The sequence below is a fragment of the Dyadobacter sp. AC419 genome, assembly GCF_979253085.1.
The window spans coordinates 144,729-164,710 of record NZ_CEEDCD010000020.1; the positions used below are offsets into that span (position 1 = coordinate 144,729).

Genomic DNA, 19,982 nt, shown 5'->3' on the forward strand with positions numbered 1-19,982 from the left:
TCCAAAAAGTAGGTTTTAATATTCCTGCACAGCTAGAATCATTATGACCAAAAAGAAATTCATCTTACTAAGCCTGATTACAATGCTGCTTTCTTTCCCGATTGCAGCCCAAGACACCACCAAGAAATCCACCCGCGCAATTGCAATCCCCGACACACTTTTATTTAGAATTGAGAAAGCGCAGGCGGTCATTACCCAAATCAATGCTGCCAATAAAAAAGGTTACGATAGCGGTGTAATCAAGAAAGAACTCGCCGCTGTAAAGCGTAATGTCGATCAGATAGAGGACGCCGTCGGGACGAAAAATGCCATTCCAAGCAGTAAGGACCTGCAAAACTACAAGCTGATGCTCACCGACGTGCAGCAGCGCACGGAGCAATGGCGCAAAGCGCTTAGCAAGCATAACAGCGATCTGCAAATGCTTTCGGAGCAAGTGATTGAATTCGGCCGCGATTCTTTGCTAGCGGTTAAAGCGGGTGACAGCACGCAAAAAAAATTGTACACATCTCAGATCACCGATCTGAAACTGAAATTGCAGGAAGCAGGAAAAACCACAACTGCGAACCTGGATACGGTAAGTAACCTGCTCGCGGATGTTTCCGAAGTCTACTTCCGGGCCAACGATCTGGACATTACGATCAATGATTACATCAAAGAATCGGGGCGGAATTTGCTGGGCAAAGAATCCAGTTACATTTGGAAAGCGCCAAAGGACAATGTCAATAACAGTGTCAACGACATCATAAAAGTCTCTTATACGGGCCAAAACAAGATTTTGCGTTATTTTTTGCAGTCTACCTGGGATAACCGTGTGCTGCTTTTACTTTTTTGCGCAGGTTTCTTCGCCTGGATTTTTGTCAATTTCCGGTTCGCTAATTCCGCCGCACTCAGCAAAGAAATTGGCAAGCTGGATTTCAAATACATCAATCCCAAACCCATACTCGCCAGTTTTGTCGTCCTTTTCAACATCACGCCGCTGTTCGAGCCACGATCGCCATCGATTTACATTGAGCTTAACCAGTTCCTGTTGCTGATAACGATGACCGTTTTTTTCTTGAAAAGACTGCAAGGCAAGCAACTGGTCTGGTGGCTTTTTGTGCTGGTAATCTATGTTTTGACCATTGTCAGCAACATTATCGTAAGCGATTCTTTCCTTTCCCGCCTGGCACTGATGTCACTTAATCTGGGCTCCATTGCATTTGGTGTGTGGTTTTTCAGGAAGCTGCGGGAAATGAAAATGGATGAAAAATTCATCCGTCCCGTGCTGGTCATTTACATTTCGTTGAATGTGCTTGCCGTTCTTCTCAATGTGCTCGGGCGCATTTCACTCGCCAAATCGTTCAACATTACGGCCATCAGCGGATTGATTCAGGTGCTGAGTCTGGGCATTTTTGTCCATGTGGTTCTGGAAGCATTGGATCTGCATATGAAGGTGAGCGTCGCATCAAAGCGCTTGTTCTCGCGGGTTAGTTTGGAAAAAAGCCGCGCCACTTTTGCCAGGTTAATATCGTTCCTTTCGGTGATTTTATGGGTGCTCGTTTTTTGTATCAATCTCAACATTATTGAGCCCATATTTGGATTTTTACTGGACATTCTTGAAAAGCAGCGCACATTCGGTTCTGTAACATTCACCTTGGAAAATGTGCTGTTTTTCTCAGTCATTATCTGGCTCGCGGATAAGTTGCAAAAGCACATCGGACTGTTATTCTCCGGTCCAGACATTAATTTTACAGCCGATTCCGTGCACAAAGGTTCTAAGCTGGCGCTTGTCCGGCTGGTGATTATTGTCGTAGGTTTTCTGGTTGCGATCACGGTTTCGGGCGTTCCGCTTAGCAAAATCACTGTTTTACTTGGTGCGCTGGGTGTCGGCATCGGGCTTGGGATGCAGAACATTGTCAACAATTTTGTGTCGGGGATCATCCTGATTTTTGAAAAACCATTTACAATCGGAGATTACATTGAGCTGGCAGATAAAAAGGGAAAAGTGCTGGACATTGGGATTCGTTCGAGCCGGATGCTTACTCCGCAAGGATCCAAAGTGATCATTCCTAATGGTGATTTGTTGTCGGGTCGGCTTGTGAATTATACCACCAGCAACGCGCGTTTGAAAAGTGAGCTTACATTCAAAGTTTCAGCGGACACGGACATTGAGCAGATCAAAAAAATGGTCAATGAAATCGTTGATAAAGCCGACGGCATCGTTAAAAAAGCACCGAAGCAAATTTTGGTAAATGCCATCACTGCTGATAGCATTGAGCTTGTTATTCAGGTTTGGCTCAACAGCGTTTATTCAGAAACGACATTTAAAAGTTACGTTTTTGAACAAATCCTGATCCGCTTCAAGTCTGCCGGAATCCAGCTAAAATAGCCAGTGCATTATCATTATGAATACATGTGTTTGGCAGCATTGAGAAGTAAATTTTTGTAGCATAAAAACTTTTAATGCTATAACCTTAACTTCTTCATTATCCTAAACCTTATGGATCGTAGTAATATGAATCGTCGTGAAACGATGAAAGCATTGGGCCTGACCGGGTCAGCAGGGATTTTAGGACTGTTTGGCGGAACTGCTCAGGCAAAAGCACGGGAAGAAAAGGTCACGCCGGATTATGCCAAAGCCATGAAACCGGTGACTATCAAAAGCGTTCGCGCAATCGCCACCGCGCCGCAGGGCTCCAACCTGATTGTCGTGAAAGTCGAAACGTCGGAAGCGGGCTTATACGGACTGGGCTGCGCGACTTTTACGCAACGGGCCGCCGTTGTCCTGGTCGCCATCAACACTTATTTGAATGAATTTTGCGTCGGAAAAGATGTCGATCAGATCGAAGATATGTGGCATGGCGCCTATGTGAGTTCTTACTGGCGGAATGGCCCTGTGCTTAATAATGCATTAAGCGGCTTGGATCAGGCACTTTGGGACATTAAGGGAAAGCGCGCGGGAATGCCTCTTTATCAGCTGCTTGGCGGAAAAGTGCGCTTTGCGGTTCCGTGTTACACACACGCGAATGGTAACACGCCCGAGGCGACAGTGGAAAGCGTAAAAAGCATTCAGGAGCAAGGCTTTAAATACATTCGAATTCAGCAGGGCGGCTATGGAGCGGTTGGAAGCACTGCCGAGCAGCCGGATTTCAAAAGGAGAACTTCGGCGGTCCTACGGACAGTTTTATGAATGAAAACAGTTATTTAAAGGCGATTCCCAAACTTTTCGAAGCGGTCAGAAAAAGTTGCGGCGAAGAAATTGAGCTGCTGCACGACATTCACGAGCGTGTGCAACCGATGAATGCGATCAATATGATCAAGAAACTGGAAGAATTCAGTCCGTTTTTTATAGAAGATCCTGTTCTCGCCGGAAAATCAAAAATGGTTTAAGATTCTACGGCAAAATACGACTGTGCCCATTGCTATGGGCGAGCTTTTCAACAATGTTAATGAATTTGTGGAGCCAATGGTTAATCAATGGTTTGACTTCATCCGCATCCATGTTTCTCAGATCGGCGGCATAACTCCGGCAATGAAAGTGGCCCGGTTAGGCGAGTGGTTTAACATCAAAACAGCATGGCACGGACCGGGTGACGTTTCACCGGTGGGGCATTCGGCACACGCACACATTGATTTGGCGGTCTGGAATTTCGGGATTCAGGAAGCGGTTAGTTTTAATGAAAAAACACAGGAAGTTTTCTCCGGCTGCCCGACTATGAAAAACGGTTATATGTCTGTCAATGAAGTGCCTGGCATAGGCGTGGACATTGATGAAAAAGCTGCCGCCAAATATCCAATTACCACAAAATCTAACTGGCAAGTCAGAAAATTTGATGGCACCTTGATCCGCCCCTGAATTTTATTGTTCCCGGGTTGAAACCCGGGCAAATTTGTTTTTTGAGCCTTTGGCTCTATTCAGAGTCCTGGGGCTTGATTGATTTTTTTGCTGGGGGGCTTCCTCGGGATATATATATTATGAAAAAGACATCTCTTAAAGACATAGCCCAAAAAGCTGGTGTATCGACCGCCCTGGTCTCCTATGTCCTGAATGGGAAGGAAAAGGAAACCCGGGTAGGAGAGGCGATTGCCAAAAAAGTGAAGGAAATAGCGAAGGAGCTTAATTACCAGCCTAATCACCTCGCCAAGAGTCTGAGGAGTGGTAAAACGCACACCATCGGCCTCATTATAGCAGACATTTCTAACCCGTTTTTTGCAAATATCGCGCGGGTTGTAGAAGATGAAGCCAAGAAGAATGGCTACACGGTGATCATTGGAAGCTGTGATGAGAATGCCGACAAATCCTGGGATTTGCTGAATGTGCTGATCAACAGGCAGGTCGATGGATTTATCATCGTTTCCTGTGAAGGTTCAGAGAATCAGATTCAATATTTGAAAGAGCGGAATCTTCCATTTGTATTGCTGGACAGACATTTTCCGGACATTCAAACCGACTTTGTGGCCACAAACAATTACAAAGCTTCTTATGATGCTGGCATTCATCTGATCAGTTCTGGTTACGAGCGCATCGGGTTAATCGCTTATAAATCAGAGATGTATCATATGGTGGAACGGATCCGTGGATACAAGCATGCGCTGAGTGACCACGATATAAAGTTTGAGGATAATTGGCTCAAAGAAGTTAGGTTTGAAACCATGGAGCAGGAAGTGAAAACGGCGATTGACGAAATTCTTGCTTCGGAACGTAAAGTGGAAGCATTGATTTTTGCAACTTACGGCTTGGCTATCAATGGCTTGAAATATATCAATGAGTTGCGGTTGAGAGTGCCTTCCGATCTGGCAATAGTCAGTTTTGGACAAGCTGAGGTTTTCGATCTCTATTATTGCCCGATCACATATCTCCGTCAGCCATTGGAATTATTAGGTAAAACAGCCGTCGAATATCTGGTCAAGAAACTTAAAAATCCTGACGAAGAGGTGAAGCAGATCCTTATGGAAGCCAAGCTTATTGTCAGAGATTCGTCTGTGGCGAAATCCGTCTGGCTGGCGAAATGATCTTTTGAAATCCACATCCATTAATATTCAGCAATTACTATTTAATAAAAATATGAGTGAGCGTACATTTTCCTGGGAGTTGTTTAACAAAGCGCCTTTGGTGGGCATTATCCGCAATGTTTCATCCGATGACGTAAAACGGATCCTGCCCATTTACCGGGAAGCGGGATTAACAACCATTGAAATCACCATGAACACGCCCGGCGCTGCCGAAATGATCCGATTGGCGCTGGAAACGGAAGGTGAAGGACTAAATATTGGGGCGGGGACCGTTTGTACGAAAGATGATCTGGAAATAGCGCTCGACGCTGGTGCTCAGTTCATTGTAACGCCGATTATTAACAAAAAAGTGATCAAATCCTGTGTGAAAAAGAAAGTGCCCATTTTCCCCGGCGCATTCACGCCCACTGAAATTTACAATGCGTGGACGCTCGGCGCGACAATGGTGAAAATCTATCCCGCAACTTCGCTCGGACCCGACTACATTAAGGACCTCAAAGCGCCCATGAACCAACTCAAACTGCTTCCGACGGGTGGGGTTGGATTGGAAAATATGAGTGCATTTTTAAAAGCCGGGGCCAACGGTCTGGGCATAGGCGGGCAGCTGTTTGATAAAAAATTGATTGAGCAAAAGGACTGGGAAGGCTTGAAAGCACATTTCCTCCAATTTCACAGCAAACTTGCTCTGTAATGCCAACTACGACCAAGCATTACCGCTGGCTCATCGTGGTCCTGCTTTTCACAGCCACAACCATTAATTATCTCGACCGGCAGATTATTGGTTTACTGAAACCCATTCTTGAAAAAGAGTTTGTCTGGACCGAAACCGATTTTGCCCGCATTGTAATGGCATTTACCGCCGCCTATGCGCTCGGTTTGCTGCTTTTCGGATGGGTTATCGACAGGATCGGGACGAAATTGGGTTACTCCATCACCATTGTTTTTTGGAGTGTTGCGGGCATGCTGCATGCTGTGGCGCGGAGCGCATTTGGTTTTGGAGTCGCGCGGGTCGGACTTGGTTTGGGCGAGGCGGGGAATTATCCTGCGGCGGTGAAGGCGGTTGCGGAATGGTTTCCTAAAAAAGAAAGGGCGTTGGCGACCGGTCTTTTCAATGCCGGAACCAGCGTTGGCGTGGTGGTTGCGTTGTTGCTGGTGCCTTGGATATTGAATCATTATGGCTGGCAGGAAGTGTTTTGGATTACTGGTGCGCTTGGGTTTGTATGGCTGATATTCTGGCTACTTTATTATGACATTCCTGCACAGCAAAAACGGCTCAGCGCAGAGGAGCTGAATTACATTGTAAGTGGTCAGGATCAGGAAGAAAGCGAGGCTGAAAAGCAACCTGTTAAGTGGATCAAGCTTTTCACACTCCCGCAAACCTGGGCCTACATTACAGGAAAGGGCCTTATCGATCCTATTTATTGGTTTTTTCTATTTTGGCTTCCTTCCTATTTCGCATCCACATTCAATCTGGATCTCAAAAAGCCAAGCCTCGAATTGATGCTGATTTACACGGCAACGACCATCGGCAGCATAGGCGGCGGTTATCTGTCATCCTGGCTCATCAAGAAAGGCTGGCCAACATTGAAAGCGCGCAAAACCGTGCTCTTAGCATTTGCGATCCTCGAATTATCAGTGATCCTGATCCAATTTGCGGGCAACGTCTGGATCGCCGTCGCCCTGATCAGCTTTGCCGTTGCGTTGCATCAGGCCTGGGCGACGAATGTGTTCACCCTACCATCAGACCTTTTCCCAAGACAAGCCGTAAGCTCGGTCGTAGGCATCGGTGGAATGGCCGGAGCAGTCGGCGGGATTTTGCTTCCTATCTTAATCGGCAGCTTATTAGATACGTACAAATCCGCCGGAAACCTCGAAGGCGGTTACAACATCATCTTCACCATCTGCGGCTGCACGTATCTAATCGCTTGGCTAATCATTCATTTGCTAACAAAAACGGCAAAGGTTGTTGCGTTGGAGGAATTGCGATAGGAAGGGTTTCAGGAAGTTTCAATGGATTTCAATAAGGTTTTGCAAATCGCCTTGTTTCAATCGTTCAAAGACCTTCGGGATAAGTAGTTTTAGAAGCTTACGCGGCAAACTTTCATCAAGCAAAATTTTCATGCAACACCTTTTCTGTCGTCAATGTCTTTTTGGCCATTTCCAAAACTGTCAACGCAGCTTCTTTCGTAACCGATGGAAAGTCATCAAGAAATTCTGAAAGAGGTTCGCCACCCTCGATGTAGTCAAATAAATTTTTAATTGGAAACGTGTGTTCCAGCGAAAACCGGTGCCCCACTCATGATTTCTGGGTCAATGCTCACTTGTCCGAACCGCATGACTTTAATGCTTTTGTTTATACGAATATACTAAAAGTTGGTGGATTTATTCTAGGGAACCTCGATGCTTAAAAGTGTTATTACTGATCCTTACTGTACATGACAAGAACATGATGTTTTACAAGCATTTCAACCATCATTAAATTCAGTTCGGTGTGAAAACAGGAGCCCTTTTCAATAAACAAACTCCAACGTATAAGGCATAAACGACTGGCTATCAGATGTTACCACGAGCTTGGCGGGATAGCCGTTTGAGGTGTATTCGTATTTGTAATTTAGGGAATAGAGTGGGCCGTCTTCGTTGGTGATGGTTTCTTTTATGATGTTGTTTGGGCTTAATGCGTGGGTTGCGAGCTGGCCGTTGCGGTCGAGACCGAGTTTGAAAAAGGGGTTGGGGTTGTTGTCATAAATATATTCGACCCGGTTGGGGACGCCTGGTTCCGAAGCGTATTTTACCCAGCTTTTGGCAACATTATGCTGGTCGTTTCTAATGTATGTGATGGTAAAATCATTTGCTACATTAGTCTTTTCCGTGAAATCCTGGCGGGTGATGTAGCCTGATTTATCAATGGCATATGTCCTGTAAAACACTTCCAGGAAGACCAGATTTTCTTCCGTAATCTCACGTAGAGAATCAGTCGTAGGTGCGTTGAATTTGATGGAATAGGAGGGGTTGAACACTTCTGAAACGGTCTGCGCTTCGCCGTTCCACTCTGCCGTAACGACATCAAAAGACTCCGTTACGCCATTGTTTCTTTTAAAATTGCCGCTTTGGTAATGCATTGGAGCAGCGAATAGTAAATACTTTTTCAGTTCAAGAAGCGACTTGCCGTCATAAACGTATTCCGCAAATAGTTTTCCGTTGTACAGCAACTTTTTGAGCTTCACATCCACCGCTGGCGATCCGAATGGCGCCTGATGCGCTGCTAACACCGCCGGGTCCGGGTAAGGCGTTGGTTCGTTTTTATCATTATCACAAGCTGACAGGACAAGCAATAAGAGCAATGGTAATAGTTTTTTCATATGAACCCCGGCGATTGTCTTATGACATTTATTTACAGCAATGTATGTAAATCCTTGGTCAAAAAAAATCCCCGTCTGCTGAGCGTGACGGGGACCGAAATCAGTTATAAACGTTGGGTTAAATGCTAGATGATGAATTAGTTGCTTGCATTTGAATAGACTACTGCGTAGCACGGGAATCGGGCTATTTTTACCAAGCCTTATTCTAAAAATTTTATGATGACTTACAGTCTTTCTCAGGAGATAAATGCTTTCGCATAGTCCAATGCAAACTGGTCGAATGACGTTGCTTCACGCCCAGTTGCTTTACGAAAGTCGGCTGAAATTGTTTCCGCTTCACCTCTGGCATAATGCGCGTAATCTTCGATCAAACCTTCCGCTTGCCACGCAGGAAAGCCCACGCCAATCAGCATTTCCATTAATGCCTGAGGGGGGACGTCAATAAAAGTGATCTGGCGTCCAGTCGCGGCTGAAAGTTTCGCTGCGATTTCGTGGTGAGAAAGTGCCTCCGGACCTGTTAAATCGTATGTTTTAAATTCATGGCCCGGCTCAGTTAATGCTTTTGCAGCGGCAAGGGCAATGTCGCGGACGTCAACCATGCTGATCTTTGCACCGCCAATTGCCCCGAAAAATTTACCTTGACTTGCAATCACCTCGCGAAAGCCAAGTAACCCTTGCATGAAAAGGTTAGGCCTGAGAAATGTGTATAGAATGCCGGACTCTTTAATCTGATTTTCAATGCCTGCATGATAGCGAAGAAAGCGCACAGGCGAATCCACGTCGGCTGCCCATTGTGATAATTTTACAATGTGCTTCAAGCCAACTTCTTTTGCCACGGAGACAAAGTTGCTTTGCTGCTGCTCCGCCAACTCCGAAGAATTCGTTAGTAAGAAAGCATGCGTAATGCCGGAAAGTGCTTCTTTCAATGAGAGCGGATCGTTGAAATCGGCGACCACCAACTCTGCGCCGGGCAATTTCGCTATTTCCGCGCCGCTTTCGAGCGAGCGAACCATGGCGCGAAATGGAATGTGCATCGTGGAAAGCTGGGCGGTGAGTTCTTTGCCAATGTTCCCGGTTGCGCCGGTGATCAATATGTGAGGTGCTGCGAATGTCGTCATGATTCAAAATTGTTTTGTGTTAATTGATTTACATGACAAAACTAAATCAGCCGCTCGCCGGAAAATTGTAAGAAAACGAAAGCCTGCACATGACAACGCATATGCAGGCTTTCGTTTTCAAACTAAATATTAAATGTTACTATTTCCGCTGCTGCGATAAGAATGTGATCAACGAGGCAAATTCTTCGTAAGAAAGCTCGTTAGCAAGTCCTGCGGGCATCATTGAAGTTTCCATTTCTTTGCGGGAAACAATGTCAGCCGTTTTGATCGTATTAACCTGACCAGCAATGTCGCGGATCACCAGCTTATCCGCTGATTCTTCGGTTACAAATCCCATGAATGTTTTGTCACCTTTTGCCGTAATCAAAACCGACGCAAATCCCTGAGAAATAGATGCATTAGGCTTCAAAATGGATTCTGCGATCTGCTCGCGGTTCATAATGGAGCCAATCTGGCCCATAAACGGTCCTTTCATCACTTCACCTTTGCTAATGCTGTGGCAGGCCACACAGCCTTGTTTTGTAAAAAGCTGTTTTCCCAAGGCCGGATTTCCTTCGATTTTGGCAATAGCCAGCATCACGTCTTCAATTGATGACTCGCCAACCTGACCTTTTTTGTTACGGATTTTTTCAAGATCAATTTTAACTTCCTCTTTTGCTGCCACCACTTCTTCACCGCCAAATTCGGTGATGCCCATTCTCAGGCGTGCATTCAGGTCTGCATAAACCTGCTTGCCATTTTGATCGGCTTTGTTCCATTCTTTCATCAAAAAATCTTTGATCGCATCGGAAGATTCCCATGTAATTGCCTTATAGTAAGGACCATGCGTGTCGGGGCGCGTGCTCCACCACCATGAGCCGTCATAAGGTGCTTCTTCTTTATAGAGTCGGGCAACTGTATTCAGGATCTGGCTTTTAGTTGCCTCATTTTTTGCTTGTCCGTAAGATGCGATCAGACCTGAAACGGCTTTCGGATCGTGCATATAACGCAGCGCCCAAAGTGCCAATGTTTCGTTTTCGGTGCCAATGGCTTTAACGCAAGCCTCTACTGCATTTAGCGCCACAAGCGCCCTAACCGCCAAATGCGGATGGATAATGGCTGAGTTTGGCGTGGCATGCGGTCCTTCGGTTCCTTTTGCCGGCGCCACAAATGAAGCCGGAACCTTTGTTTTCAGCAATGCTTCTGCTGCCTGCGTTTTGCCGAGACGTCCCAAGCCAACAATAGCAGCCGACTGAACGCGTGGTGAAGCATCTTGCAAACCCTTCAAAAATGGCTCCAAAGGAACATTAGCGACATTCTTTTCCCGATCGGCGAGTGCGCGTAATGCAAATTCACGCACATCATTGTCGTCAGTCAATTTCACAAGATTGTTCATGCCCGAAGTGCCGGCGATCTGTGCGTAAGTGAATATGGCTGCAACACGTGCGTAAAGTGGAAGCTGCTTATTATCAGCCACTTTCCATGTTTCTTTCTCCGCATCTTTCGGTTTGCGTGTAAGCAATTCCTGTTGCGCGGCTAAGCGCTGAACGGCGCTTGCGTTAGTCAGCAACGCGGCAAGATCTTTAACAGATGATTTTTTAAGATCAACAAATGCTTTGTACTTCCAGTTTTTCGGCACAGCCCGCACAACGAATCCTTTGCCAGGATTTCCGGAGTAACCTGCTCCATCCCAGGCAGACATATAAACACGGCCTGATGCGTCCACGTCGACGTCGGTAATCTGCGCCAGTTTCACAAATTCTTCTTCTTTCTGCTTGAATGTAGGGCCGTCCGGCGTTACACGGTGAATGTAAAGCTGGCTTCTTCCCCAGTCGGCCATCATCGGCACCTGGTTGTATTTTGCAGGCCAGGTCGGATCGTCCATAAACAGTGCACCCGTTCCCGAGCCGCCGCCAAGGTCGATTAATGCAGGGATAATTTCGTCAGTAAAATTTTTGAACAAAACAGGATAACCGTATTCACCCGACTGAATCTGATTGCTGAAACGAATGTTCCATCCGCCGCCGTCATTCGTGTTGCCACGCGTGAAAATGTTCATGTAAGGATCAATCGCTACGTCATAAATGTTACGCATGCCGTGCGTGTAAACCTCCATTTCAGTTCCGTCAGGACGCACGCGCACAATCCCGCCGCCCAATTGTGTCATCTTTTTGCCTGATCTGTCAACGGCGTCGTGGAAACCAAAGTCACCGACAGCAATGTAAATCCAGCCGTCGATTCCCATCCGGATTCCGTTTGTAGCATGATCAGTTCCACGGCTTTGCAGGAATTTTGGCGAACTAATATTTTGAATCAAAGGAGACGAAGGTCCGTCTGCAATTCCGTCCTGGTTTTTGTCTTCAAAAACAACGAGGTCCATGCCGGACGCCTTTTTTGTTTCTTTGGAAAAAGTTGTGTGCAAAACATACACGCGATCACCCATTGCAATGATTCCGCGCGGGTTATCCACCTCTGCGAAACTGGTGTGCTTATCAACTTTACCATCATTATTTGCATCAACAAGTTTTACAATGCGGCCTTTGCCTGGCTCTTTTCCAAGCGAACCCATCATGTCAACGCCTACGAAAACTTCACCGCCAGGCGCCACTGCAAGACAGGCCGGGCTGGGTGTGAGGTCCGAACCGGCAAAATGAGAGATAGCCAGATCTTCCGGCCAGCTCGATGCATTGGGTAAAGAATCAGCTTTTACAAGTGTCTGGGAATTGTGAAGGGGTTGAGAACGCTCAATTCCTGTGTTATTCCAATAAAGGATCAGGAACGCGGTAACAAGACTGAATGTAATTTTTAACATGTTAAGGATTTGATAATAAAAATAACTATTCAAATTTAATGCATTTCGGCGGGACGAGCGCCTATTTGGCAATGTAACGGGAGAATTTCATGAACAAGTCGGGAAGTGCATCGTGCTGGCCATGTAGAATGGTAAAGTAAAAAAAGCGCTCAATGTTAAGGCCTTCGACATCAATAATCCGGCATTCCTTGCTTTGTAATTCCTTCAAAACGGCATGAACGGACAGGAACGCCATCGTGTCCGAATGCAACATATAAAGCTTCATACTTTCACTGCTGCCCAGCTGCATCTCCAAAGTCAGGTCGGCAATGCTAATCCCAATCGATTTTAATGCATGGGCTATCACTTCCAATGTTCCGGAACCGGGTTCGCGCATCAGCAGCGGAATTTCTTTCAGTTTTTCGGCAGAAACAGCGCCGGTGGCTCCCAGTGGATTTTTGCTGCTGGCGACGAGGACAATTTCGTCTTTTAAAAATTCTGTGTATTTGATCGCAGCATTTTTAGAATAACCTTCAATCACGCCCAGGTCAATTTCTTTGTTTTGGAGCGCCTGTTCGATCTCTTCCGTGTTTTTGATCGTGAGCGTTACTTCGATGCTGTGAAATTTTTTGTGAAAAGCGGCGAGGATGGGTGGCAAAATGTATTGCGCGGCCGTGGTGCTGGCGCCTAGCCGCAACTTTCCGCCTTGGCGCTGAGACAAGTTGTTGATCTCGAATTCAATGTTGCGATAAATTTCGAAGATCTGCTCGCTGTGGTGCAACAAGATTTCACCTGCCTGCGTGAGCTTTACACGCGAGCCATTTCGATCAAATAACTTGGTATTAAGCTGATTTTCGAGCTCGTGAATGTGTTTTGTGACGGCGGGTTGCGTAATGTAAAGCTCGGCTGCTGCTTTGGTAAAATTAAGCCGCCGCGCAACTGTGTTGAAAACCTGTAAGCGAAAATCGAAAACCATAACCGCAAGTTCGTGGTTAAATTGGCAAAATTCAAAAAGACCTTGGAAAGCTGCTTGAAAGCGCGTTCGCCGCTGGACGTAATTGTTCAGTTACGAACATGGGCCAGGGGCAAAAACTGCGTCTGCATGGTCTGGGCGAAACATTCAATCCTTGGCAAGACATTTTTCGATCGCGTAATAAGCCATCAAAACCTAACCCGACATGTTTCAGAATTATTTCAAAATCGCATTGCGAAATATGTGGAAAAACAGCGTTTTTTCCACCGTTAACCTCACTGGACTAGTCGTCGGCATCACGGCATGTTTGATGATCCTTCAATACGTCAGCTTTGAACTGAGCTTCGACAAATTTCATAAAGATTCCGACCGCATTTACCGCATTACCAATGATCGCTTTCAACAAGGCAAGCTCATCCAGCACGGAACGATCACTTATCCGACGATAGGACCGACAATGGCGAAGGATTTTGCCGAAGTGGAGGCTTACACGACCATTTCAAACCCGGGCACATTCAAATTACAACGCGATAAAAAGATTTTTCAGGAACAAGGGCTTTACGCCGACGATCACTTTTTATCTTTCTTCACTTTTCCGCTGGTTGCCGGTGACGCCAAAAGCGCGCTTTCAAAACCTTATTCTATTGTGCTTTCTGAAAGCAATGCAAAAAGGATATTTGGCGCAAATGAAAGCAATTACGCTGGTTTAATCGGGCAGTCTCTTCTGCTGGATTTGGATACGCATCCTTATCAAGTAACCGGCATTATGAAAGATTTTCCGGCAGCGTCGCATTTGCAGTATGGCGCATTAATGTCTTATGAGACACTGGTTACAACCTGGGGCGACTGGGTTAAAACAAGTTGGGACGGATCTGATATGTGGCATTATCTCAAATTGAAAGATGGCATGCAGGCCGCTGACCTGGAACAAAAATTCCCTGCATTCAGCCAGCGCTATTTTCAGGGCGACAAAGTGTCGGGCAGCGTCGAAAAATTCTATCTGCAACCGTTGTCAAAAACGCATCTTTATTCTGACTATGAGTACGAAATCGGAAATGTGAACAACGGGAAAGCGGTCTGGACCATGCTGATCATTGCTGTATTCATTCTGGTTATTGCCTGGGTAAATTACATCAATCTGTCTACGGCAAGATCAATGGAGCGGGCGAAGGAAGTGGGGGTCAGGAAAGTGGCCGGCGCGACTTCGAAGCAGCTTATCTGGCAATTTCTTTCCGAATCCATTTTGCTTAATGTGTTGGCAATGGTGCTGGCACTCGCCCTTGCGGTTGTATTGCAGCCTGTTTTAAATAGCGTCGTTGACAGGCCGTTGTCCCTTTCGCTGCTGACTGGAAGCGGTTACGGCGGCGCTGGAATGGCCATTGGTCTGGCGCTGGTGTTTGTTGCCGGAACGTTGCTTTCCGGATTTTATCCCGCATTTGCATTGTCGGCTTTCCAGGCAATCAGCGTTTTGAAAGGCAGTTTCAAACGGTCGGTTAAGGGCGTTTGGGTTCGACAATCGCTCGTTGTGTTCCAATATACAGCTTCGGTTGTGCTGATTGTGAGCACATTGATTGTCTACCGCCAGCTGGAATTTATGCGTAAAGAAAACCTGGGCTTTAACATGGAGAAAGTGCTGGTTATTCCCGGCCCGGAACTCACCCGTTTTGACTCAACTGCGATTGACCGCATTAATGCCTTTAAATCGGAGCTGAAAAGATATGCTGAAATTCAGTCGGCAACTGCCTCGATAAATCTTTTTGGCAACCGCTTGTCGCGCATGTTTAATGTAAAAGTTGTGGGCAAGGATCAAAACAAAGGAGTGACGCTTAACCGGATGGACGTCGATCTTGATTTTTTCAAAACCTATCAAATCAACATGGCTGCCGGACGAAATTTCATTTCCACAGATTCAGATCCGGATGGCCGCAAAGTCAAAAATGCGATGATCAATTTGTCTGCTGCAAAATTGCTAGGCTTTCCAAATGCGGAATCCGCAGTTGGTAAGAAAGTGCTGTTGTTAAACCGGGAGTGGGACATTGTGGGCGTGGTCAAGGATTTTCATCAGCAATCATTAAAACACGCGATCGAGCCTATTTTTTTCAGACCATATTATACGAACGGCGGCTATTTTTCCTTCAAAATCGGCACTTTGGACATTGAAAAGACCATCGATTTGATTGAGGCTAAATACAAGGCTTTTTATCCCGGCAATGACTTTTCGTACTTTTTCATGGACGAGCAGTTCAACCGGCAGTATAAGGATGACAAAACGTTTGGACAGATTACGAGTTTCTTCTCATTACTTGCCGTCTTAATTGCGTCTTTGGGCATATTCGGCCTTTCTTCTTACACAATTTCGCAGCGAACCAAGGAAATCGGCGTTCGTAAAGTGCTCGGCGCCACGGTGTCAAGCATTGTCGCATTGTTGTCAGCTGATTTCTTAAAGCTCGTGTTGATCGCAATTTTAATCGGATCGCCAGTTGCCTGGTTTGGGGTAAAGCATTGGCTCGATGATTTCGCTTACAAGGTTGATATTGAATGGTGGATGTTTGTTCTAGCCGGCGTGATTGCGGTTGTGATTGCATTTCTAACGGTAAGTTCGCAGGCCATCAAGGCTGCATTGATGAACCCGGCCAAGTCATTGAAATCGGAGTGAAGTTGAATTAATGATTATGCATAAAGATAATATTGCTTTACTTTCAAAACCATCATTCAAACACTGCTCCAATGGCTACGAAAAAAACTCCTGAAACAAAAGCCAAGCCGAAAAAACCAAGTGACTCCGAGCAAGTAACAGCCTACATGGAGCAATTGGCGCATCCATTAAAGGCAGAAATTGAAGCAGTTCGAGACATTATCAAAGGAGCTCATTCCTCAATTCAGGAACGGATCAAGTGGAATGCACCGAGTTACTACACTTCCGCCGATCTGCTGACATTCAATCACCGTATGCAAAACAAAGTGCATCTGGTTTTCCATCACATTGCAATAGTGGACATTAAATCTGATCTTCTTGAAGGAGATTACAAAGATCGCCGCATGATGTATTTCACAGATATGGCTGACGTGGAGGCTAAGAAGGAGGAATTAGAGCAGATTCTGAATGAATATGTGCGGTTGGTTGGTTAGCGTTGAAAATATAATGTGACCAAAGGTTGAGACTTACGTCTAGTGTTTAAACTTAAACACTAGACAATCATGAGTAAGTCAAAATCCATTCAAGTCGACAACTTCAAAATCGACTTATTATCCAGAAATGAGGGAGAATACATTTCCCTGACTGACATGGCCCGTTATCGGGATTCCGATCGAACGAATTATATCATTCAAAACTGGATGAGAACCCGCAATGCCATCGAATTTGTAGGCCTTTGGGAGATGCTGAATAACCCAAGTTTTAAAAGCATTGAATTCGATGCTTTTAAAAATGAGGCTGGAAGCAACAGCTTTGCGCTTACCCCACAAAAATGGATCGAGGCTACGGACGCCATTGGCATTATATCCAAATCTGGCCGATATGGCGGCACTTTTGCGCATCGGGACATTGCCTTCGAATTTGCCAGCTGGTTGAGCCCGTCCTTCAAACTTTACCTGATCAAAGAATTCCAGCGGTTAAAAGAGGAGGAGCACACTGATCTTAAACTTGAATGGAATGTTCAGCGAACATTAGCCAAAGTGAATTATCAGATCCACGCTGATGCCATTAAGGATAATCTAATTCCAAAAACACTTAGCAAAAGGGAAATCGGTTTTGTCTATGCAAATGAAGCTGATCTGCTTAATATGGCATTGTTTGGCATGACGGCTAAGCAATGGAGGGAATCGCGCGTTGGTGAGACGGGGAATGTGCGTGATACTGCTACATTAGAACAGTTGGTTGTGCTATCAAATTTGGAAAGTGTGAATGCACTTTTGATACATCAGGGATTGCCTCAGCACGAGCGGCTCTTACAGCTGAACTTGGTCGCCATTTCTCAAATGAAATCTTTGGTTAACAGCTTACAATTAAAGAAATTGAAAGAAGGATCGGCAACCTGAGTTTTGCTAATAATGCTTTCGGCAGACAAAAAAATAACCCTGATTTGAAGTCAGGGTTAAATCTTACATATTAAGGTCACCACTTTTTTAAGGCCGCGTCTTGCGTTTTGTCGTGTCGGGCATTACGGAGCCACCGGTTCTTATTGTTTTTTTATTGCGTTTTACGGTGTATGAGCCGGTTGTGTCTGCGTCCGGGCGGCCGGTGCTGCTTCTTCCGGTGATTGTTCCGTTCGTTCCTACGGTTCCGTCATCTTTTAAAATCGGGCCGCTTTCTGCGTTGGACGAGTCCTTGATAATGGCTGTCACGTCTGATGTGTCCGTGGTTGTTTTCGCGCGGGATGATTTTTTCTGGAACGTTCGTTCTGATTTGCTTGATTCTGATCTACTTCCTCCTGATTGCGCAAAAACAAGGGATGGCGCCATCAAGACAATCGCTATCAATAATATCTTCAAAGTTTTCATCGGTGTGATTTTTAGTTTTGTTTTTCTCTCTTAGCATCAACTAAAATACCGTTCCAATGTAAGAATGGGATTCTAATCTTCCCTGTCAAACCTTTGTGTTACCGGTCATACGCACTAAGCGACATATTTCTTAAATTACATTATCAAATCATCACTTTCATCAAATAAACAAACTACAACATGCCTCAAAATGAAGCAGTGTACACCTATCGCAACGGGAAAAAAGTTGCTTTGTACAAAAAGGACGATCAGTTCGTAGCCCGCACCTCCGCCGACAGCATTGCCAATCTCGGGATCGATCAGATTGAAAAAGTCTCTCCCTCCGCGTTTCGGGCAACCGTTTCTCCCGACCGGCTGGATCAGGTCATGTTGGCAAGCCGGAATCTGGCGCCGACGCACCACGCTTACCAATTACAGGATACGAATCAGGAGTTTTTGATCACCGACCGGATCATGGTGACATTCAAAGAAAAACCATCTGCGGATGCGCTTTCTGACTTCATCACAAAGTATGCCCTCATTATCAAAAATCGTTACAGTGACGTCGATTTCCTGTTTCAGCTGACCAATCAGTCGGGCATGAATCCGGTGAAAATGATTGTGAAGATTAATGAAGAGGAGCCATCGGTTCAGATTGCAGAACATGATCTGATTCAACGCGTTACCAAATATCTGACATTGCCGTCAGACACATCCTACGATCTGCAATGGCATTTGCACATGCATACGCCGGCTGCAACGGATTTCGATCCGCGCAGTTCGAGCCGGTGTGAGGAAGCATGGCAGCTTCTCGATAATTTCGGGAGCGAAGATGTCGTGATCGGGCTTTCGGACGACGGCTGCAAATTGGATCATGATGATTTTGATTCCATGGGAAAATTCGCCGGCTGGGGCTATTTTGTTAATGATGCGCTGATCAAACAAACGGATATTGGCGCTGATCCGACAGGCATGTATTCGCCTGGAAATAATCACGGCACTTCCTGCGCGGGCGTAATCGCCGGTGAAGTGGACGGAACATTAACAGTCGGCGCCGCGCCAGCTTGCAGGCTTTTGCCGATCAAATGGGAGTCTTCTGAAGGCGGCGGCCTTTATATTGACGACAATAAAATGATGCTTACGCTTCAATACATTGCGGATAAAGTGGATGTTTTTTCTAATTCGTGGGGCAGTTCGCCGGAAATGACATTCAGCCAGCAAGTCGTTAACCGCATTAAGTCACTGGCGACAACGGGCGGCCGACGCGGAAAGGGCATTGTGTTTTTGTGGGCTTCGGGTAACGAGAACTGCCCGATCAAATTTTCCAGCAATCAGGATATTCCTTTCGATCACGGCGTTCGCGTTCAGGGCAATTCGCTGGTTTGGGTTGGTGTTCAAAAAAGCAAAGTTTTCACGCACAATCTGGTCGATATTCCTGGGGTCATGCACATTGCCGGTTTGGCGAGCACGGCGCAACGAAGTCATTATTCCAATTACGGCCCCGGAATTTCGCTGACTGCTCCCACAAACAATGTTCACACCTATTATCGGTTGGCAGTCGAAGGAAAAGGCATTGTAACTACAACCGGCGACAGCATTACAGCCATAACCGAGGATTTCGGAGGCACTTCCAGCGCTACGCCGCTTACGGCAGGGATCGCCGGGCTGGTCATTTCTGCAAATCCCAACCTTACTGCACTGGAAGTGATATCCGTGATGCAAAAAACGGCTTCGAAAGATCTTAACGAAACGCCTTATCCCAAAACACCGCCTGCCAATTTTGATAATGACACGTCCTGGGATGTTTCTCCGGTTTTTCCAGCGGCTTTTCAGGACAATGGACATCCAGATGGTTCGTGGAGTCCGTGGTTTGGTTTTGGGCGGGTGGACGCATTGGAGGCCGTGAAGCTTGCATTGGCAATCCGGCTTGAAGGCGGCGGTGCAACTGTCTCGGCCGTAAAAATCCATTCGGCAGTTGTTAATCCGGCGGGCGCTGATGACAATAATGAAAAAGTAATCCTCGAAAACCAGAGCAATGTGCCCGTGTCAATCGAAGGCTGGGCGCTGGTTGATAAACACGACAGAACGCAGATTTTGAGCGGGTCCATTCCGCCGACTTCCAGTTTGAGTATTGATTTAAAGACAAATAAAATTATTCTTGCCAATTCGGGCGGCACCATTATCCTCAAAGATGTCGCTGGAAATCAGGTTCACAGGGTTGCTTACACGGGTTCTCAGGTCAAAACCAGCATGGAAGTTGTTTTCTGAAAATTCCCTATATTGACGGCCTT

At 46.0% G+C, this 19,982-nt stretch carries 13 protein-coding genes and 1 pseudogene; 9 read left to right on the forward strand and 5 right to left on the reverse strand.

The annotated features are described in order from the left end of the window. Nucleotides 1-43: 43 nt before the first annotated feature. From AC0IYG_RS17680 to AC0IYG_RS17700, 5 genes and pseudogenes are all read left to right on the forward strand, one after another. Nucleotides 44-2,368, forward strand: coding sequence for a mechanosensitive ion channel family protein (locus AC0IYG_RS17680; RefSeq protein ID WP_471712462.1), 2,325 nt, complete (start codon nucleotides 44-46; stop codon nucleotides 2,366-2,368). Nucleotides 2,369-2,479: 111 nt separating this feature from the next. Next, a pseudogene (locus AC0IYG_RS17685) lies at nucleotides 2,480-3,835 on the forward strand (enolase C-terminal domain-like protein). A 119-nt stretch (nucleotides 3,836-3,954) separates the two neighbouring features. Beyond that, nucleotides 3,955-4,992 (forward strand): LacI family DNA-binding transcriptional regulator, encoded by a 1,038-nt coding sequence (locus tag AC0IYG_RS17690; RefSeq protein ID WP_471712463.1) that lies wholly within the window; start codon nucleotides 3,955-3,957, stop codon nucleotides 4,990-4,992. Nucleotides 4,993-5,044: 52 nt separating this feature from the next. Further along, nucleotides 5,045-5,683, forward strand: a complete 639-nt coding sequence (locus AC0IYG_RS17695; RefSeq protein WP_471712464.1) for a bifunctional 4-hydroxy-2-oxoglutarate aldolase/2-dehydro-3-deoxy-phosphogluconate aldolase — start codon at nucleotides 5,045-5,047, stop codon at nucleotides 5,681-5,683. After that, a complete protein-coding gene (locus AC0IYG_RS17700) occupies nucleotides 5,683-6,981 on the forward strand; it encodes an MFS transporter (RefSeq protein ID WP_471712465.1) in 1,299 nt (432 codons plus the stop codon). Before AC0IYG_RS17695 ends, AC0IYG_RS17700 begins: the two co-directional genes overlap by 1 nt. Before the next feature lie 521 nt (nucleotides 6,982-7,502). Here the strand turns inward: AC0IYG_RS17700 and AC0IYG_RS17705 are convergent. The 4 genes from AC0IYG_RS17705 to AC0IYG_RS17720 all read right to left on the reverse strand — a co-directional run bounded on the left by AC0IYG_RS17705 (nucleotide 7,503) and on the right by AC0IYG_RS17720 (nucleotide 13,215). Next, nucleotides 7,503-8,351, reverse strand: a complete 849-nt coding sequence (locus AC0IYG_RS17705; protein ID WP_471712466.1) for a hypothetical protein — start codon at nucleotides 8,349-8,351, stop codon at nucleotides 7,503-7,505. Nucleotides 8,352-8,587: 236 nt separating this feature from the next. Further along, a complete protein-coding gene (locus tag AC0IYG_RS17710) occupies nucleotides 8,588-9,469 on the reverse strand; it encodes an SDR family oxidoreductase (protein WP_471712467.1) in 882 nt (293 codons plus the stop codon). Nucleotides 9,470-9,608: 139 nt separating this feature from the next. Then, nucleotides 9,609-12,260: a DUF7133 domain-containing protein gene (locus AC0IYG_RS17715; protein ID WP_471712468.1), complete on the reverse strand. Its 2,652-nt coding sequence runs from the start codon at nucleotides 12,258-12,260 to the stop codon at nucleotides 9,609-9,611. 61 nt (nucleotides 12,261-12,321) lie between these two features. Next, the gene (locus AC0IYG_RS17720) at nucleotides 12,322-13,215 is read right to left on the reverse strand and encodes a LysR substrate-binding domain-containing protein (RefSeq protein WP_471712469.1); all 894 of its coding nucleotides are present in this window, start codon (nucleotides 13,213-13,215) and stop codon (nucleotides 12,322-12,324) included. Nucleotides 13,216-13,417: 202 nt separating this feature from the next. Here AC0IYG_RS17720 and AC0IYG_RS17725 point away from each other — a divergent pair, with 202 nt between their 5' ends. The 3 genes from AC0IYG_RS17725 to AC0IYG_RS17735 all read left to right on the forward strand — a co-directional run bounded on the left by AC0IYG_RS17725 (nucleotide 13,418) and on the right by AC0IYG_RS17735 (nucleotide 17,250). Then, nucleotides 13,418-15,868, forward strand: coding sequence for an ABC transporter permease (locus AC0IYG_RS17725; protein ID WP_471712470.1), 2,451 nt, complete (start codon nucleotides 13,418-13,420; stop codon nucleotides 15,866-15,868). Between the two features lie 71 nt (nucleotides 15,869-15,939). Then, entirely contained in the window at nucleotides 15,940-16,341 is a 402-nt protein-coding gene (locus AC0IYG_RS17730) for a DUF1801 domain-containing protein (protein WP_471712471.1), read from the forward strand. 69 nt (nucleotides 16,342-16,410) lie between these two features. Then, nucleotides 16,411-17,250 (forward strand): KilA-N domain-containing protein, encoded by an 840-nt coding sequence (locus AC0IYG_RS17735; RefSeq protein WP_471712472.1) that lies wholly within the window; start codon nucleotides 16,411-16,413, stop codon nucleotides 17,248-17,250. Nucleotides 17,251-17,337: 87 nt separating this feature from the next. Here the strand turns inward: AC0IYG_RS17735 and AC0IYG_RS17740 are convergent, their stop codons facing one another. Beyond that, on the reverse strand, nucleotides 17,338-17,712 hold the full coding sequence (locus AC0IYG_RS17740) for a hypothetical protein (protein ID WP_471712473.1): 375 nt from the start codon (nucleotides 17,710-17,712) through the stop codon (nucleotides 17,338-17,340). A gap of 180 nt (nucleotides 17,713-17,892) precedes the next feature. Between AC0IYG_RS17740 and AC0IYG_RS17745 the strand changes: the two genes are divergently transcribed. After that, complete coding sequence (locus AC0IYG_RS17745; protein WP_471712474.1) at nucleotides 17,893-19,959, forward strand: S8 family serine peptidase; 2,067 nt, start codon at nucleotides 17,893-17,895, stop codon at nucleotides 19,957-19,959. Nucleotides 19,960-19,982 lie beyond the last annotated feature (23 nt).

Coding starts and splice junctions, on each gene's coding strand:
- AC0IYG_RS17700 (WP_471712465.1), top strand. CDS start 5,683: ATGCCAACTACGACCAAGCATTACCGCTGGCTCATCGTGGTCCTGCTT.
- AC0IYG_RS17735 (WP_471712472.1), top strand. CDS start 16,411: ATGAGTAAGTCAAAATCCATTCAAGTCGACAACTTCAAAATCGACTTA.
- AC0IYG_RS17730 (WP_471712471.1), top strand. CDS start 15,940: ATGGCTACGAAAAAAACTCCTGAAACAAAAGCCAAGCCGAAAAAACCA.
- AC0IYG_RS17725 (WP_471712470.1), top strand. CDS start 13,418: ATGTTTCAGAATTATTTCAAAATCGCATTGCGAAATATGTGGAAAAAC.
- AC0IYG_RS17695 (WP_471712464.1), top strand. CDS start 5,045: ATGAGTGAGCGTACATTTTCCTGGGAGTTGTTTAACAAAGCGCCTTTG.
- AC0IYG_RS17745 (WP_471712474.1), top strand. CDS start 17,893: ATGCCTCAAAATGAAGCAGTGTACACCTATCGCAACGGGAAAAAAGTT.
- AC0IYG_RS17720 (WP_471712469.1), bottom strand. CDS start 13,215: ATGGTTTTCGATTTTCGCTTACAGGTTTTCAACACAGTTGCGCGGCGG.
- AC0IYG_RS17690 (WP_471712463.1), top strand. CDS start 3,955: ATGAAAAAGACATCTCTTAAAGACATAGCCCAAAAAGCTGGTGTATCG.
- AC0IYG_RS17715 (WP_471712468.1), bottom strand. CDS start 12,260: ATGTTAAAAATTACATTCAGTCTTGTTACCGCGTTCCTGATCCTTTAT.
- AC0IYG_RS17680 (WP_471712462.1), top strand. CDS start 44: ATGACCAAAAAGAAATTCATCTTACTAAGCCTGATTACAATGCTGCTT.
- AC0IYG_RS17705 (WP_471712466.1), bottom strand. CDS start 8,351: ATGAAAAAACTATTACCATTGCTCTTATTGCTTGTCCTGTCAGCTTGT.
- AC0IYG_RS17710 (WP_471712467.1), bottom strand. CDS start 9,469: ATGACGACATTCGCAGCACCTCACATATTGATCACCGGCGCAACCGGG.
- AC0IYG_RS17740 (WP_471712473.1), bottom strand. CDS start 17,712: ATGAAAACTTTGAAGATATTATTGATAGCGATTGTCTTGATGGCGCCA.